Source organism: Martinezella sp. CNPSo 3732, assembly GCF_057784515.1.
In genome coordinates this window covers 1-16,674 of sequence record NZ_JBXSOO010000039.1, presented here as the reverse complement: position 1 = coordinate 16,674, position 16,674 = coordinate 1, and the positions used below count along the sequence as shown (strand labels likewise).

General features: G+C 56.7%; 12 protein-coding genes and 1 pseudogene. 6 read left to right on the top strand and 7 right to left on the bottom strand.

Annotation, left to right across the window (positions count from 1 at the left end; translation table 11 throughout):
* Positions 1-189 precede the first annotated feature (189 nt).
* The 3 genes from AC13RM_RS30835 to AC13RM_RS30825 form a co-directional block, all read right to left on the bottom strand.
* Positions 190-3,288, bottom strand: a complete 3,099-nt coding sequence (locus AC13RM_RS30835; RefSeq protein WP_488556099.1) for an efflux RND transporter permease subunit — start codon at positions 3,286-3,288, stop codon at positions 190-192.
* On the bottom strand, positions 3,285-4,367 hold the full coding sequence (locus AC13RM_RS30830) for an efflux RND transporter periplasmic adaptor subunit (RefSeq protein WP_488556098.1): 1,083 nt from the start codon (positions 4,365-4,367) through the stop codon (positions 3,285-3,287). The genes AC13RM_RS30835 and AC13RM_RS30830 overlap by 4 nt, the downstream gene beginning before the upstream one ends.
* A gap of 260 nt (positions 4,368-4,627) precedes the next feature.
* Complete coding sequence (locus AC13RM_RS30825; RefSeq protein ID WP_488556097.1) at positions 4,628-5,299, bottom strand: response regulator transcription factor; 672 nt, start codon at positions 5,297-5,299, stop codon at positions 4,628-4,630.
* A gap of 135 nt (positions 5,300-5,434) precedes the next feature.
* Here AC13RM_RS30825 and AC13RM_RS30820 point away from each other — a divergent pair, with 135 nt between their 5' ends.
* Positions 5,435-6,118 (top strand): response regulator transcription factor, encoded by a 684-nt coding sequence (locus AC13RM_RS30820; protein ID WP_488556096.1) that lies wholly within the window; start codon positions 5,435-5,437, stop codon positions 6,116-6,118.
* Complete coding sequence (locus AC13RM_RS30815; protein ID WP_488556095.1) at positions 6,105-7,505, top strand: sensor histidine kinase; 1,401 nt, start codon at positions 6,105-6,107, stop codon at positions 7,503-7,505. Before AC13RM_RS30820 ends, AC13RM_RS30815 begins: the two co-directional genes overlap by 14 nt.
* Positions 7,506-7,648: 143 nt before the next feature.
* Here the strand turns inward: AC13RM_RS30815 and AC13RM_RS30810 are convergent, their stop codons facing one another.
* Both AC13RM_RS30810 and AC13RM_RS30805 read right to left on the bottom strand, forming a co-directional pair.
* Positions 7,649-8,524 carry a glycosyltransferase family 25 protein gene (locus AC13RM_RS30810; RefSeq protein ID WP_488556094.1) on the bottom strand — a complete coding sequence of 292 codons (876 nt, stop codon included), beginning with the start codon at positions 8,522-8,524 and terminating at the stop codon, positions 7,649-7,651.
* Between the two features lie 721 nt (positions 8,525-9,245).
* The gene (locus tag AC13RM_RS30805; protein WP_488556093.1) at positions 9,246-10,274 is read right to left on the bottom strand and encodes an alcohol dehydrogenase catalytic domain-containing protein; all 1,029 of its coding nucleotides are present in this window, start codon (positions 10,272-10,274) and stop codon (positions 9,246-9,248) included.
* 152 nt (positions 10,275-10,426) lie between these two features.
* Here AC13RM_RS30805 and AC13RM_RS30800 point away from each other — a divergent pair, with 152 nt between their 5' ends.
* The 4 genes from AC13RM_RS30800 (at position 10,427) to AC13RM_RS30785 (ending at position 15,475) form a co-directional block, all read left to right on the top strand.
* Positions 10,427-11,425 (top strand): LysR family transcriptional regulator, encoded by a 999-nt coding sequence (locus AC13RM_RS30800; protein WP_488556092.1) that lies wholly within the window; start codon positions 10,427-10,429, stop codon positions 11,423-11,425.
* A gap of 1,089 nt (positions 11,426-12,514) precedes the next feature.
* Positions 12,515-14,302: a methyl-accepting chemotaxis protein gene (locus AC13RM_RS30795; RefSeq protein WP_488556091.1), complete on the top strand. Its 1,788-nt coding sequence runs from the start codon at positions 12,515-12,517 to the stop codon at positions 14,300-14,302.
* Positions 14,303-14,691: 389 nt separating this feature from the next.
* Positions 14,692-15,129 carry a response regulator gene (locus AC13RM_RS30790; RefSeq protein WP_488556090.1) on the top strand — a complete coding sequence of 146 codons (438 nt, stop codon included), beginning with the start codon at positions 14,692-14,694 and terminating at the stop codon, positions 15,127-15,129.
* Positions 15,089-15,475 (top strand): response regulator, encoded by a 387-nt coding sequence (locus tag AC13RM_RS30785; RefSeq protein ID WP_488556089.1) that lies wholly within the window; start codon positions 15,089-15,091, stop codon positions 15,473-15,475. The genes AC13RM_RS30790 and AC13RM_RS30785 overlap by 41 nt, the downstream gene beginning before the upstream one ends.
* A gap of 612 nt (positions 15,476-16,087) precedes the next feature.
* Here AC13RM_RS30785 and AC13RM_RS30780 read toward each other — a convergent pair.
* Positions 16,088-16,450 carry an ATP dependent DNA ligase gene (locus AC13RM_RS30780; RefSeq protein ID WP_488556100.1) on the bottom strand — a complete coding sequence of 121 codons (363 nt, stop codon included), beginning with the start codon at positions 16,448-16,450 and terminating at the stop codon, positions 16,088-16,090.
* 54 nt (positions 16,451-16,504) lie between these two features.
* A pseudogene (locus tag AC13RM_RS30775) lies at positions 16,505-16,618 on the bottom strand (non-homologous end-joining DNA ligase); the annotation flags it as partial.
* Between the last annotated feature and the right edge of the window lie 56 nt (positions 16,619-16,674).

Sequence of the window (16,674 nt, the reverse complement as noted above, 5' to 3'; positions counted from 1 at the left end):
ACGAAGCTAGAGGAGCTTACGCGGCGCAAGCTTTCAGCCAGCTTTCAATTTCCGATCCCATGCAGCGATATTGCAGCTAATTTCACCAGGGTTGTTCGTGGAACGATCTCCTTGAAGCTTGTGGCCAAGTATCGATGACCCGTTGATGCGGACGATCTCCAGCACGGACGCAGATCCGATTGCACTTCGTCATCGGATTGACGCAATCGCCGCCTGCAGACGCGACGGCCGCCTCGCTGCCCTGCCGCGCAAGCCGTCGAATGCGAGATAGATGACCGGTGTAGTGAACAAAGTCAGCGCCTGCGAGACGATCAGGCCGCCGACGATCGCGATGCCGAGAGGAACGCGCAATTCGGATCCAGGCCCGGTTCCCAATGCCAGCGGAACTGCTCCGAACAATGCCGCAAGCGTCGTCATCATGATGGGTCGGAACCGCAGCATGCAGGCCTGTCTTATGGCATCTTGTGGCGCCAGCTTCTGCGTTCGTTCGGCAACAAGCGCAAAGTCGATCATCATGATCGCATTTTTCTTGACGATGCCGATCAAAAGAATGATGCCGATCATCCCCATGATCGACAGGTCCAGATTGGCCAGTTTCAAGGCCAACAAGGCTCCAAGCCCAGCCGACGGCAGCGTGGAAATGATCGTCAGCGGATGAACGGCGCTTTCATAGAGGACGCCCAGCACGATATAGACGGCGACGATGGCGGCAAGAATGAGCCATGGCTGGCTTCGCAGCGAATCCTGGAATGCCTGAGCCGTCCCTTGGAAAGTGCCGATGACGGTTGCCGGCATGGCGGCCCTCGTCTCCGCCGCCTTGATCGCCGTCACAGCATCGCTAAGGGCGCTGCCCGGTCTCAGGTTGAAAGAGATCGTCGTTGCCGGAAGGGACCCCTGGTGATTTATGGAAACAGGCAGAACCCCTGTCTTCAGCGATCCAAGCATGCTGAGCGGGACAAGCTTGCCGGTGGTAGAAGACTTGACATAGAGATGCGACAGCGCCTCCGGCGACAGGGCGAACTGCGGCGCAAGCTCCATCACGACGTGGTATTGGCTGACCTGCGTGTACATCGTCGCGATCTGGCGTTGCCCGAAAGCATCGTAAAGCGTTTGATCGATCTCAGAAACGCTGACGCCGAGCCTGGACGCCGTTGAGCGATCTATATCGAGCGTGAGGCTGGTTGCAGCCTGCTGCTTGTCGGAAATCACATCCTGCAGCTCGGGAAGACCCTTCAGAACCTTGGTCATTTTCGCTGCCCATAGATCGAGCTCCGCCGTATCGGGATCTTGAAGCGTGTATTGGTATTGCGAAGCGGAAGACCGTCCACCGATCTGGACATCCTGACGAACCTGCAGGCCGACTGTAAGCCCTTCCAAGCCCGCGGTCGCTGAACGCAGACGCGCCAGCACTGCCGATGCCGGGCTTCGCGTGCCGATCGGCTTCAGATTGATCTGAAGCTGGCCGACGCTGGCCGATGGACTAGGGTTGATCCAATAGGCGACGTTATCAACGGCCGGGTCCGCCATGACAATATGCGCGAGTTCCTGCATCTTTGTCGACATATCGGCAAAGGATATGTCGGTTGCGGCCTGCGCCTGCCCTTGAACCCATCCCGTATCCTGTTGCGGAATGAAGCCCTTCTGGATGGAAACGTAAAGCCAGCCCGTCACCGCCATCGTGGCGACAGCAACGACAAGCACTATCGTGCGATTGCGAAGAACGAGATCGAGCGCTCTTCCATATCCCGCCGTGCATTTTTCGAAGAATGCCTCCGACCAGCGGAAGAACGCGCCGTGCGGCTTATCGTGATCATGCTTGATCAACCATGCGCACATCATAGGGGTGACCGTCAGCGAAACCAGCCCCGATATCATGATCGCCACGCTGATCGTCACGGCAAACTCACGGAAAAGGCGACCGACAATCCCGCTCATCAGAAGGATGGGAATGAAAACGGCAACCAGCGAGACAGTCATCGAAACGATGGTAAAGCCCACCTCTCGCGATCCCTCGACAGCGGCGTCGAGAGCGGACTTTCCCTCTTCGACATGTCGCATCACATTTTCGATGACCACGATGGCGTCATCGACCACAAATCCGACAGCGATGGTCAATCCCATGAGCGAGAGATTATCGAGGCTGTAGCCGGCAAGATACATGACGGCAAAGGTACCGATCAAGGACAGCGGAATGGTTGCAGCCGGAATAATCGTCGCCCACAGATTTCGCAGAAAACTGAAGATCACCAGCACGACGAGGCCGATCGTAATGAGGATCGTTACCTTGACGTCATCGACCGAGGACTGGATCATGCCCGACCTGTCCGCGACAACCGATAGCTTGATCCCGGCCGGCAGCCCTGCCTCCATTTGTGGCAGCTTCGCCTTGATGCCCTGAATGGTATCAAGCACGTTTGAACCGGCCATTTTATGGACATCCAGCATCACCGACCGCTTATCCTGCAGCCAAGCCGCCTGGTTGACGTCCTCCGGAGCAGAGACCACCGTTCCGAGATCCTCCGCGCGAATGGGCGAGCCGTTCTTATAGGCGATCACCATCGAACGAAATGCAGGGACGTCCATGATTTGGTCGGTCGCATCGAGAACGACTGTCCGTCCGTTGCCGGCCAGCTGCCCCTTGGGCTGATTGACGGTCTGAAGGCCGACGGCGCTTCGAATATCCTCCATCGTCAATCCCCGCGCCGCAACCTTGTCCGGATCGAGCTGTATGCGGATCGCCGGCCGCTGGGGGCCATGGTAGTCCACCAGGCCCACGCCATTCATCTGCGAAACCTGCTGCGCGATGATATCTTCCGCATAGTGATCGAGCTCGGTCGTGGGAATGCGGTCGGATGTGAGCGCCAGGGTGAGGATCGTCGCTTCCGCTGGATTGCTCTTATGGAAGGTGGGAGCGGCCGGCAGATCCTTGGGCAATTGGCCGCTTGCGGCGCTGATGGCGGCCTGAACGTCCTGCGCAGCGGCATTGATATCCCTGTTGAGATCGAATTGCAGCGCAATAGAGGTTCGCCCGGACGAACTCGTCGACGTCATCTGGGATACACCCGAGATTGTCGAAAGTTGATTTTCCAGCGGTGTCGCAACCGATGTCGCCATAGTCTCGGCACTCGCGCCGGGAAGAGAGCTTGAGATCTGGATCGTGGGAAAATCGACCTGAGGCAGCGACGCTATGGGCAACAAGCCGTAGGCGATGGAGCCGACGATCAGAAGTCCGGCAGCCAGCAAGCAAGTTCCGACCCTGCGCTGGATGAAGATTTGTGAAAGATTCATTGGACCGCCCCCTCGCCGGCAGCGGCCAACTTCTTGCCGTCAGGACCTTGCGTGGAGACGACAGTTCCATCGGCAAGCCGGGACTGGCCTGAGGTGACAACGGTCTCGCCACTGGAGATGCCTTGCGTAACTGCGGTGAGGCCCGAGTAAGCAATGCCGGTGGTCACTGAGGCGGCGGAAACCTTGTTGCCCGGCTTTACGACGAAGACATACGAACCTGTCTGCCCGTTCTGTATCGCCGAGGATGGCACGACCGTCGAATTCGGATCGGTGCGCAGGGTTATGTTTGCCGTCACCAGCTCTCCGGGCCAAAGCGACAGGTCATCGTTTGCAAACACGGCCTTCAATTTCACCATGCCGGTCGATGAATCCACTTGGCTGTCTATCGCACTTAGTTTTCCGTCGGCCAGATGCTTGGCGCCGTCGCGGCTATATGCCGAGACGGTCAGCTGTCCCTTTGCCTGTCCCGCAACCAGATCGGGAAGATCATCCTGCGTCAGCGTGAATTCGACGGAGATGGGGCGCATCTGCGTGACGGTCACCACGCCCGTCGCATCGGTTGTACGCAGGATGCCTCCTTCCTGCTGCTGGCGCAAACCTACCCTGCCGGCGATCGGTGCCGTGATGGTTGCGAACTCCAGATTGAGTTTCGCAGTATCGAGCGCTGCCTTTCCCGATGCGGCCGTGGCATCCATGACCTTGACTTGCGCGGCCGCCGTCTGGGCAGCCTGGGTCGTGCCGCTGCCCGTGGTCGTGAGCTTCTGTGCCCGGGCCTCGTCGATCTTCGCCTGATCGAGCTGGGCCAGCTCCTTGTCGTAGTCCGCCTGTGCCTGTGCGACGGCTGCCGCGTAGGGGCGAGGATCGATTGTCGCAAGGACATCTCCAGCCTTGACATCCTGTCCTTCGGCGAAGGCAATATGCTGGAGCTGACCGTCGACGCGAACCTTCACATCCACGGCGGTCAACGGGGAAACCACACCGAGACCACTGCGCACGACGGGTAGATTTTTTATTGCAGCCGTTGCGGTCTGCACCGGGATCGGCGCGCGTTCGGATGTCGATGCTTTGGCTTTGCTCAAACCGGCCCCCGGCCAATAGACGAAATACCCAGCTACTGCTCCGGCTACCGCCAAAGCGCCTATCCCCAGAAGATAAAATGACCTGGCTGAACTGTTTGGCCCTGCACGGGAACGATCCACCGCAAAACTCCATAAAGCGTTTAAAGTTGCGCAGGGACAAGGGACATCCGCCACGCGATGCTTGCAAATGTGGCGGATCGCAAATGGCTGGGAATTCGCGCCAGGATGAAAAATTTTTTATGTTTCGCCGAAGCCGCGGATTATGGCTTGATGAGATACCCGGCGCCTGGAACTGTGATTATCATGCTTGTCGCTGCGCCCATGTCGATCTTCTTGCGTAAACGATGGACATGCATGTCGACGATGTTGCCACGGGGATCGAAGTCGTAGTCCCACGCTGCCTCAAGCAGCATCGCACGGGTTACAACGGAACCTGCGTTGCGCATAAGAGCCTGCAGAAGGAGGAATTCCCTGAACTGCAGATCAATGATGCGTTCCTTCCTACGCGCAATTCGCCGCCGAAGATCGAGAGACAAATCGCCGACGACCAGCGTGTTCTCGTAGCCCTCCGTTACGAAGTGCTTCGTAATGGCCTCGATGCGGGCAAGGAGTTCGGAGAAGAAGAAGGGCTTGGCGAGGTAGTCGTCGCAGCCGGCACGCAATCCCTCCACACGATCCATCGAGCTCGCCAGCGCGCTCACCATGATCACCGGCACATTGACCTTCATCTCGCGAAGGCGTCTGACGAGCTCGATGCCGTCAAGCTTGGGCAGAAGTCGGTCCACCACCAGCCCGTCGTAAATCAGCTCCATTGCAAGTACGAGGCCGAGTTCGCCATCGCCTGCGACATCAACGACATGCCCGGATTCGGAAAGGCCTCGCTTCAGATAGGCCGCACTTCGGTCATCATCTTCAACTACCAGCAGGCGCATTCAATCCTCGTTGAAGACAGCACGTCGTTCCAAGCGCTCGCGAAGATGAAATTGATTTCATGTTCAGGCGAACGAATATTCAACATTGATTATCTAGATATTGCGCAGAAACTAGTCAGCATTCTTGGAGGAAATGTGTCGAAGATACTCGTGGTCGAGGACGACCTGGGGACAGCGTCGGAAATCGAGGCGGCACTTGTGGACCACGGCTGCACCGTTACACAGTCGGCCGACGGTCGCGATGGGCTGGTCAAGGCGATTTCCGGCACATTTGACGCCATTGTGCTCGATCGCATGCTGCCCGGCACCCTTGATGGGCTCGGAATGCTGGCTGCCTTACGGGCAGCGTCGGTGCAGACCCCGGTCCTGATTTTGAGCGCGCTTTCAGCGGTCGACGAACGGGTACGCGGCCTCAAGGCCGGCGGCGACGACTATCTGACGAAACCGTTTGAAGCGCTCGAGCTGACGGCGCGGCTGGATGTCCTCATGCGCCGCCGAACCAATACGGCCCAGGAGACGGTTCTCAAAGTCGGCGATCTTGAAATCAATCTCCTGACGCATACCGCCAGCCGGGCCGGCAACATCATCGATCTCCTGCCGCGGGAATATCAGTTGCTTGAATATCTCGCCCGGCACTCCGGTCAAATCGTTACGCGCACGATGATGTTCGAAGAAGTTTGGCACTACCGGTACGGCGAGGCGACGAATGTCATCGACGTGCATATCAGCAAGCTTCGTAAGAAGCTGGATCTGCCTGGGCTTGCGCCCCTGATCCGAACGCTTCGAGGCTCAGGTTATGTTCTCGATGCGGCTGATTGAACTTTTCAGGACGAGCGGCTTCCGATTGGCGCTTGCCTTCCTGCTTGTGTTCGGCGCGGCGGCAAGTGCGCTGTTTCTGTTCGTCGATTGGCAGATGCAAAGCTTTCTCGACCAGAGAAGCGACGAATGGCTGAGGCGCGAGATGCAATCGCTTCAGAACCTGCCCACTGAGGCGATCGTTTCGCGCCTATCCGCCCGAAGTCGGGATCTGACGAACACCGAACGCCCCTTTTCGCTTTTCGATCAGAGCGGCAAGCTGGTCGCGGGAATCCCGCTCACCTATCCCGAAGGATCCGTTGTTGACGCTCCCTTTGATTTCACAGACCATAGCGCGACGAGGAAAGAACACTACAGAGGGTTGCTGTCTCGCCGGGCTGATGGCAGCTCCATCCTGGTCTCCCAAAGCCTGCATGAGCAACGCGAATTTCGCGAACGCCTCGAAAATGCGACGCTATTCGCGTCGCTGACGACAGCGCTGCTCGGCCTTGCGGGCGCCATCGCCATCGGCTTTGGCGCGGTTCGTCGGCTGGACGCTATGTCCGGCGCGGCCGCGCAAATCATGAAGGGCGACCTCAAGCAGCGACTGCCGACAGGCCGCGCCGGAGGCGACATCGATCGTCTCGCCAATGTCGTCAACGAAATGCTCGACGAAATCGAGCGTCTGATGCAGGAGGTAAAGGGTGTCTGCGACAACATCGCCCACGACATGCGCACTCCGCTCACACGCCTCCTCGGGAGCCTTGAGCGCGCGCGCCGGCGCGCGACCAATATCGACGAATATCACGGCTACATCGATGAAGCGCTCGACGAAATACGTGGCATCCACAAGACGTTTGGTGCGCTTCTGCGAATCTCGGAGGTCGAGGACGGGCTGAGGCGGTCTGGCTTCATAGACATCGATCTGAAAGCAGTTGCAAGCGATGCGGTTGATTTCTTCGAGCCTGCCGCCGATGAAGCCGGTATCATTCTTTCGTACCAATCGAGCACCGACGAGCCAGCCATCATTTCTGGTGATCCCAACCTCATTTTCGAAGCGATAGCCAACTTGATCGACAACGCAATCAAGTTCACGCCAAAGGGCGGACTAGCGCTCGTTGAGGTCGAAGGCGATGGCCACGTTGTGTCGGTCACGGTGGAGGACACTGGCATAGGAATCCGCTCAGAAGAGGCCGACGCCGTGCTCCGCCGTTTCTATAGAGCCGAGAAGAGCCGGCATACTCCTGGCAATGGCCTGGGCCTCAGTCTCGTCTCGGCAATTGCAAGACTGCATGGCATGCATCTTGAAATCACCTCTCCAAAGATCGGTACGCGCATTCGCCTTGTAACGGCTCCGGCAGCGTCGATCGCGGGACAACGTGCGGGGAAATCATATTCAGTGAGAACGTGAGGCATCTCGCCTGAAGGAAAAGGCCGGCATTGTTCCCGCAGTTGCCGCTCTCCTGCTCGCTCAGCATTGCGATGATCTGTTCCTCTGTAAACCGTGCACGCTTCATTTCGTCCGCGTCCGGATAGGCTTTTGCGATCTGCCGCTTAGCGTGCGTTTGGCTTCCGACGATTTTTCTGACCGAATAGGGCAAGGCTACGCCGCGCTTGTGCGAACGTCGCCACTGGGCGTAGCCTGAGGAAACACAGCCGATACGTTCGCATGAGCGCGCGAGCGATTTCTAGCCCAGCCCGGAATGGCAAGACGCTCGCATAGCGCCATCGCGACAGATGAAAGCTTCCGCGATTGCCCTGTATCTGCGATGGCACTTCGAGATCCTGACTGATCGGTAGCGGGTGCACGAAAGCGGATTTGAGCCCGGCTAGGAATTCGAGATCGAATGCCAGGTCGAAGGGAAGCCGCATCGGTAGCAATGCGTTGAGGAACCATCGCGCCGCTGCACGGTTGATCAGATATGCCCCTGAGCCCTTTTCTCTGGTGAGAGCGATCGCAAGGCAGCGGTGGCCATCCAGGGCACGGAAGGCGTATTTCCTGCCGCTGCTGACCGTCGACAGGCGCAGAATGTCCCAATCGCTTTCCGCCCGGATCGCACCTTCCAGAATGTCGATGAGATCGAAGGGAAGCTTGAGGTCGTCTTCCAATATGAGAGCGAAGGCATTTTCCGTTTCGAGGAATCGGCGGGCGCATTCGATATGGCTGAGATAGCAGCCGATCTCTGCAGGGTTGGGTTTCCTGCCGTGGAGAACGCGGTATTGAATCTCGTCGAACTCTCTGATGGGTAAAACGATCGCCCGGCCCTCGACTGCCGTCACTCGCTCGAACGGGATCTCAAGACGATCAAGCATCTCCCGCATGTGCGACATGCGGTCGACGGCGCGATCGAGATTGATGAGGAAGACTTTCAGAGATAGGCGCGCAAGATCTGTCTCGGGCATTGTCCTGGCTCTACTGGATTTTTCCATGATTGCGGCAAGCGAGAGCTGTTCCGGCAGCCTCCGCCGGAACAGCACCTCCGATGGTGAATTATCGAGGCAGTAGCGACGAAGTTTCCCACTCTTGAGACACTGCCCGATTGCCTTTTAAGGCATGGAGTGAATTTGCGACTGGTCGATTGCATGAAACGTGCCTGCCCTGCCGCGCCGCTTTAACGCTCTTCTCGGGCAACCGTAAGCCTCTCGCGCTGGCCGGGCTTTCCGAATTTTCCATCCTCGTTGATCTCAGCGAGTTCCTCGTGTCGTTTTGCATTTAATCGCAAGACTCCGCACCCAATAATTTCAACAAGATAGCGCGGCACTTAAATTGAGATCGGGCACTTGATCTGAGATTCTGGGTTCGATTTTTGCACTTAATGTGAGATTCGCCGCTGTAGAAAAGATGACCTCCTGCGGCGAAGCTTCATCGGAAAATACCAAACATCACAGCAGGTTATTGCCGAGCCGGGGAGCCTCAAGCGCCGAAAATCGCACCGAAAAATCTCAAATTAAGTGCCATGGCCTGCCGGAACGGGCGCATTCTTACAATTAAATGCCAAACGACACTTGCGCAAAACGATCCAGCGGGTCGACCCGCATTTGCTGCCGGGCGATGCCATCGCGAGGTTGGACGGGACACGACACATCTCGAGTTTGAGTTGGGGCGACTGCGGTGAGACCCGCTCACCGCAGCCGCCCCAAATATGGATGCTCAAGCGCCGTGCGGAAGGAACACGCCGCGGAACCGCATCTTCCCGGAAGACAAGCGGTCATATGCCTCGATTGCCTGGTCGAGCGCGAAGGTCTCGACGATCGGCTTAACCTTCCCCCTCGCGGCGAGATCGAGAATTTCGGCGAGGTAGTGCTGTCCGCCATGCGTGGAGCCAACCACGCGTTGGCGCATCATGTGGAACGGCTTGCCGTCGGACGGGATCGAGAACGGCTTGCTGAAGTCGAGCCCGCAAAGGACGATGCGACCGTCAGGCCTTACCCCCGCCATCGCCTTTTCGGCGGTGTCAAAGTCGTTGGTCGTGACCAGAAGAACGTCCGCGCCGCCGGCCTCCAGCAACTCCTTGCCATCGGCGACGACGATGTCAGCGCCAAGATCGGTGGCCAGCTTGTGCTTATCTGGCGAATGCGTGATCGCGATGGTCTCGTATCCCAACGCTTTGGAGAACTGCAGGGCGACGTGGCCCAGCCCACCGATACCAAGCACAGCGATCCTGTCACCGGGCTTGGGCTCCGCGTCGCGCAGGCCGCTCCAGGTGGTATAGCCCGCGCACATCATGGGCGCGGCATCCGTGTAGTCTAGCCCATCGGGCAACAACACAGTGCCTTCGGCAGAGATCGCGATGTACTCTGCGTGGCCGCCTTGCGTCGCGAAGCCGGTCGTTCTGGGTGAATCACAGTTCATGGCCGTCTGCCCGGTCAACGGGCGGTTCTGGCGGCAGTAGGAGCATCGGCCGCAAGAGGACTGCACCCAGGTGGTGCCGACCCGGTCTCCCACCTTGCGGGTGTGGATACCGGCGCCGACCTCGACAATCTCGCCGACCACCTCGTGACCTGGAGTCTGCGGATAGATGTCACCACCAGCACCCTGGGTCGCCCATACGTCCGTAAAGCACATGCCGGAGGCGTGAATTTTCACAAGGACCAGCCCTGGCTCCGCCTTAGGTACGGGAACCTCTTGAACTTCCCAGGGGCGGTTCGCCCCCGTCATCACAACAGCTTTCATCTTCATCAACTTTTCCTCTCTTCGGCGGGCCGCTGGTGGGGTTTGGCGGTCTGGGGCCCTGGAAGCGACCAGCGGGTAGCGTGGCTCCGCGATGCTGCGCCCTACGCTCACCTTATGACCCGTTGACTATCTAAACAATCTGATCAATTCTTGATGTCATGATGAAAGCAATTCACCAATCTAAGGGTAACGATCTGGCGGCCTTCGCCGCATTCCTGGCGGTCGCGACCCATCGCAGTTTTCGGAGCGCCGCGAACGAACTCAACATGACGCCCTCGGCGATCAGCCATTCGATCAAGGTTCTCGAAGAGCGGTTGAACGTCCGCCTGTTCAACCGAACGACTCGCAGCGTCTCGTTGACGGAGGCAGGAGAACGCTTTGCCGCAAAACTCAGGCCGGCAATGGCCTCGATGGAAGAAGCCGTTCAGGATCTGGAGGGAAATGGCCCCGTCCCCAGTGGCACGGTGCGGATCAACGCCAGCGAAGGGGCTATTCGGCTGGTATTGCGGCCGGTGCTTGCACGCTTCCTGCGCGAGTATCCCCAAGTCCATCTCGACGTAGTCGCCGACGGCAGATTAAGTGATATCGTTGCCGAAGGTTTCGATGCCGGTATCCGATTGGCGGAGGCCGTACCGAAAGACATGGTGGCCATCCCGGTGATGGGAGAGGTACGCTTTGCGGCGGTTGCGTCCCCAGATTACTTCGAGCGTCGCGGATATCCAGTCGTACCGCAGGATTTACACAGCCACGATTGCATCCGCTTCCGGTTTGAAAGTGGAGCAATCTATCGATGGGAATTTGAACGCTTGGGCGCTGTAGAAAGAATCAACGTTTTCGGGCCTCTAACATTGAGTGACCAGCCGCTGATGGTGGAAGCCGCAATCGATGGGATAGGCATCGCTTTCGTCCCCGACCATCTTGTGACAGAAGCACTGGAAGACGGTCGCCTAAAACGAGTTTTGGAAGAATGGTGTCCACCGTTTCCTGGCTTGTATCTTTATTACTCGGGGCGTCGCCACGTATCATCCGGCCTGAGAGCGCTGATCAACATGCTGACTGAGCGCCGTCAGACAATCGAGGACCAACATCGTAAACGCCTTCCGGCGCAACAATCGCCAACTTCTACGATGCACGCAGAAATGTGCAGTTCGCGATAGAGATTACCCGCTTCGTCGAATGTAGGAAGCAGGTGGAGTATCTCCTGATAGAGGCGAAAAAAATAATCGAAGACCCGAGTGCAGCTTCGGATGTGCTCACGAATATAAATTCAGAGACCACATAGATCTCATGAGACTGACAAGCGTCTTGAGGAAGCAGAACATCGGCAGGTGCAATATCTCAGCATATGCCGGAGGTGTGAATCGGCACAGTGATTAGGGGCAAATCGGCGTCGCAAGGTGTTGATATTTCAAAGATTGGCGGGGTCATGGCGCGACGCCGATTCACACTGCGAACCGAGATTTACCGCTGGGAGGAGGCCGATCCGCCGGTCCAGCGCCTAACTGCATTCGACAGGTTCAGACGGCAAAGATAGATTCAACTCCGCGCGACTACAACGAGTATTCCCGAGCTCGGCAGATAGACTTTCAAACTACAACCGAAAACAACGACCGTCGGCAGAACGCTTCAATCTCACGCTCAAATCGATCGAAGGCGTCGCAGACCCAAGGTTCGTAAAGCTCAACGCCGTCATTGCGATACAGGCTACGCAATCTGAGCATCCTCAAAAGCCGCAGGGCTATAAATCGCATCGCCTTCTACCGAAACTGAGCTTCTACCTCCATAACACCAACACCTCGGAGGCTGTCCATCCATTAGAAACGCAAAAACTAAAGAACTCGGCAGGTGTTGCAAAATTGACGGCCCGGAGATTGCAGCTCGCTTGCCGCGTCAAACAGCTCTATGCGATCCCTGTTTTCGTAGTGCGAGCCACCGCATGAACCATGCAATGTCGATTTCGGCTCGACCGTCCGCGACTGAAATAACCGCTCTGCCTTCGGCCGTGGGCGTGGCGCCGCCAGCAAAACCTTCTCCGCCAGGCGATCAACCAGTGTATTTTGTTGTGGCGCGCATAGCCACGCCCCACAATCAAAAAGGGTGTTCTTCACGACGAGGTGGAGTGAATTTCAAGGATCCATTATAATATTAGCAGATATAGATTATGATTAATCGCATTTTAATCTGGTTCTGCAATATTTTACTGCAATTTAACTTCGGATATTCCGAATCAATACAGGAATGGTCGAATGGTTGTTTTTAATCGCGGCTCAGATGCCATCGCTGTTCTTACCGCATTGTCAAAATCGCAGGCCATGATCGAGTTCGATCTTGCAGGCAAGATCCTCACCGCCAATGAACGCTTTTGTCGAGCACTTGGCTATGAACTGGCTGAGATCGCCGGGAAGCATCATAGCATGTTCGTCGAACCCGCTTATGCGGGCTCTCCCAAATACAAGGCCTTCTGGTCGAAACTTGCGGCCGGCCATTTCGATCAGCAACAGTATAAGCGCATCGGTAAGGGCGGAAGGGAGGTTTGGATCGAAGCCTCCTATAATCCGATCTTTCGTCGCGGAAAACCAGTCAAAGTCGTCAAGATTGCCACCGATATTACAGCGAGCAAGCTGAAGACAGCAGAGGATGCGGGGAAGATCGAGGCCCTTTCGCGGGCACAGGCTGTGATAGAATTCACACCCGCCGGCGAAATCCTAACGGCCAACGAAAACTTCCTGTCAGCGCTCGGCTATTCGCTTGCGGAAATTCAAGGCAAGCATCATTCGATGTTTTGCGAACCTACCTATACGGTATCGGATGCATACCGGGATTTCTGGAAAAAATTAGCCGCTGGTGAACTCGTCGCCGATGAATTCATGCGGCTTGGGAAGGGCGGCCGAAAGGTCTACATTCAAGCGTCGTACAACCCCATTTTCGATCTTAACGGCAAGGTTTTCAAAGTGGTCAAGTTTGCGACGGACGTGACCAGCCGCGTCGAAAATGTCAATCAACTCGCTGGGTGTTTGACAAATCTCGCCGAGGGAGATCTATCGCAAGAGATCGAGAAGGCTTTCATTCCTTCGCTTGAGCGGTTGCGAACCGATTTCAACAGTGCCTCCGACAAGCTGAAGCATGCTATGGCAACGGTCGCGGAAAACGCTCATGCGATTGCCTCTGGATCGAATGAGGTACGGGTCGCCGCAGATGATCTTGCCAAGCGCACCGAGCAGCAGGCAGCCTCCATCGAGGAGACCGCTGCCGCCCTTGAGGAGATCACCACGACGGTGAAGAATTCCAGCCAAAGGGCCGAAGAGGCAGGAAGACTTGTCGCTCGAGCAAGAGCCCACGCCGAGCATTCAGGCGGTGTCGTGCGCAATGCCATTGGCGCCATGGATCAGATTGAGGCCTCTTCGCGCGAGATATCCAGCATCATCGGCGTTATCGATGAAATTGCCTTTCAGACAAACCTTTTGGCATTGAATGCGGGAGTCGAAGCCGCGAGAGCCGGAGAAGCCGGCAAGGGTTTTGCCGTTGTGGCACAAGAGGTCCGCGAACTCGCTCAACGATCGGCAAAGGCGGCAAAGGAGATCAAGACGTTGATCACGGCATCCGGTGCCCAGGTCGCCAACGGTGTTGCCCTGGTTACCAATGCCGGCGGGGCTCTTCAGGAAATTGCCGCCCAGGTCCAGGAGATCGACACCAACGTCGTGGCGATCGTCGAAGCCGCAAGAGAACAGTCGACCGCTCTCGGCGAGATCAATCAAGCGGTTGATACAGTCGATCAAAGCACACAGAAAAATGCGGCGATGGTAGAGGAGCAGACGGCGGCCAGCCATAGTCTCGCACGCGAGGCAGCCGCATTGTTCCAGTTGCTCGGGCAATTCAAATATGGCGAGGAGTCGCGAACAGCCCAACCGGCCAAGCCACTCAATCGTCCGGCCCGTCCTCCCCTTCAAGCCGCTGGCCGGCGTATGCGGCCGCAGCCTCAGACGCAAGGCTCCGCCGCATTGGCCGTCGACAATGACAGCTGGGAAGAGTTTTAACCGACATGCAGCGCTTCCTACACAGTTAACGCGTTTGGCCCGATCTCGGAAAATGCATTGGCAAAAACCCCAACGTGCCCTCGACGTCGCCAATTAGGCCGATATCGTGGATGCCGATTAGCACGCTCTTACTTGCCATAGAGATCAAATATTTCTTCGGCGACCAGAGCCTGCATGCGCCACAGATTACGGTCATAAATGCCTTCAGCGCGAAAAGCCACGATCGTGTTGTGAAGATACGGTAGACATCTCATGCCGCCATAATCACTTGCGAAGAATGGCCTCTTCGCGCGGTTCGAAGCACCATGCGCCAACTGAACCGCCAGAAATGGAACAACACAACGGCTGGCGCATTTAGGTCCGCCCATAAAATTTAAGGGAGAACAGATTTGGTACCGGCGGACACACCTGATGTCGACGCAGATCCGTTCAAAGGGCGGCGGGTGCTTGTTGTCGAAGATGATGTCCTTATCCGAATGGACATTGCCCAGACTCTTCGTGAAGAGAGCTGGCAAGTCGTCGAAGCTGGTACAGTGGATGATGCTCTGAGCGTGCTGGCGCGCGACCCTAATTTTGACCTGTTGCTGACCGACGTTCATATGCCCGGCGATCAGACTGGATTGGACCTCGCCAGGCTGGTTAAGGCGCAGCACAACCACATCAAGGTGGCGGTAATGTCAGGAGAGCACCGGCCAGATTTTGCAGACGCCATGCCGTTCGATTTATTCCTTTCCAAGCCGATCTTAAATGTAGCGCAAGAATTATCCCCCTTGATAGGCAATGTGAATGACCAAGACGCAACCATCCGAAACGATACTTCTTGTTGAAACAGATCCGTTGCAACGATCAATGGTGGCAGAGTATTTGCGTGATTGCGGCTATTTCGTAATAGAGGCTATCGACGCGGATGAAGCCCTGACTGTCCTCCGCAACCAGCATGTGGACGTGCTGGTAACCGATGTACAATTGCGGGACCAGTCGGGTTTCCAGCTTTCGGCCACGGCGCGAGAGCTCCACCCCGATGTTAAAATCTTGTTGACCCGATCGGCGGAGCGGACGGCGAAGATCGCGGGCGATCTTTGCGAAGACGGTCCCTTAGATCGTCCCTATCATCCGCAGGAACTCGTTGAGCGGCTGAAACGCATGCGAGCCCTAAAAGGCACAAATTCCTGATGCCGCTACTCGGTCGATTGCGGCTGCCGCCGGCTGGTAGCGATGATCCGAGGTTTATATATCGTTCCGGATATAAAGACGGAAATTCACGACGAGAAAAGAAATCACGTAGTAAATCTATGGTGATATGGCCCGGATATCCCTCCGAGAAGTGGGGATATCCACGCTTTCTTTGAAAAGCGCTCACTGAGCACGTGGGACGGGAGCTGTAGGCAACATGCCTAAGGCTCCGGATAGGTCCAAAGCAAACTGTCCTCATTGATCGCGGCAACCAATGAGCTTGCCCTTTCGTACGTATCGGGTCTTTGTCCCATACCCATGTAATTTGCTTCGATGTCGACCAGATATGCAATGACGGCGGCCGTGGCAATTCCTCTACGCAACTGTCCTGCCGCGTTTAGCAGGTAAGTATCGTATTCATCGGCGAACGACCTACACTCGTCATCTTCCCAACGCTGTCCCGGTTTAAATAGACCTACTGGATCCCACAGAGACAACCAATATCGCGCAGCCGGAAGAGTTTTGTTTTTGGCGGCGATTGAAACGGAGCCATTTCTTATCTTCCTGTCCAGTTGCCACGCGGGTCAGGACCGTGCCAATCATTTCTGCGCCTCATTGCGGTAGACGATAGACCTCGGCGTTGTCTTGCCGCTCCCGGAGGCCTTTATACGAAGCATGATGCAGTTTGCCATCATCAGTCCAGGCGCGATACTCGATTTCGGCGATCAGTGTCGGCTGAACCCAGATGACGCCGGGCTGTTTCAGCGCGATCGGTGCCCGGGATGTCTTGAGCTTGTCCAGATCCCTGCGAAGCCTGGTTGCATCGCGTTCATTGAAGCCCGTTCCGACCTTGCCCACGTAAACGAGATCGTGGCCTTTGTAGGCAGCGAGAAACAAATTGCGGATGCCACCGTGTGCAACGGCGGAAGGTTCATAGCCGACGATGAAAAAGCTATCGCTCTGGATGTATTTCACCTTGATCCAATCGCCCGTACGGCCGGAGTGATACGGTTGGTCGCGGTTCTTGGCGATGATACCTTCAAGTCCGTGCGCACATGCGGCGGCCAGCAAGTCGTCGCCATCGGCTTCGACCTCTTCGGAGAGATTTATGACGCCGGCATGATCGACGAGAAGCCCATCCAGGATCTGCCGACGCTCGGCGAGGTCCAGCTTTATCAGGTCGTGTCCATCGAAATAAA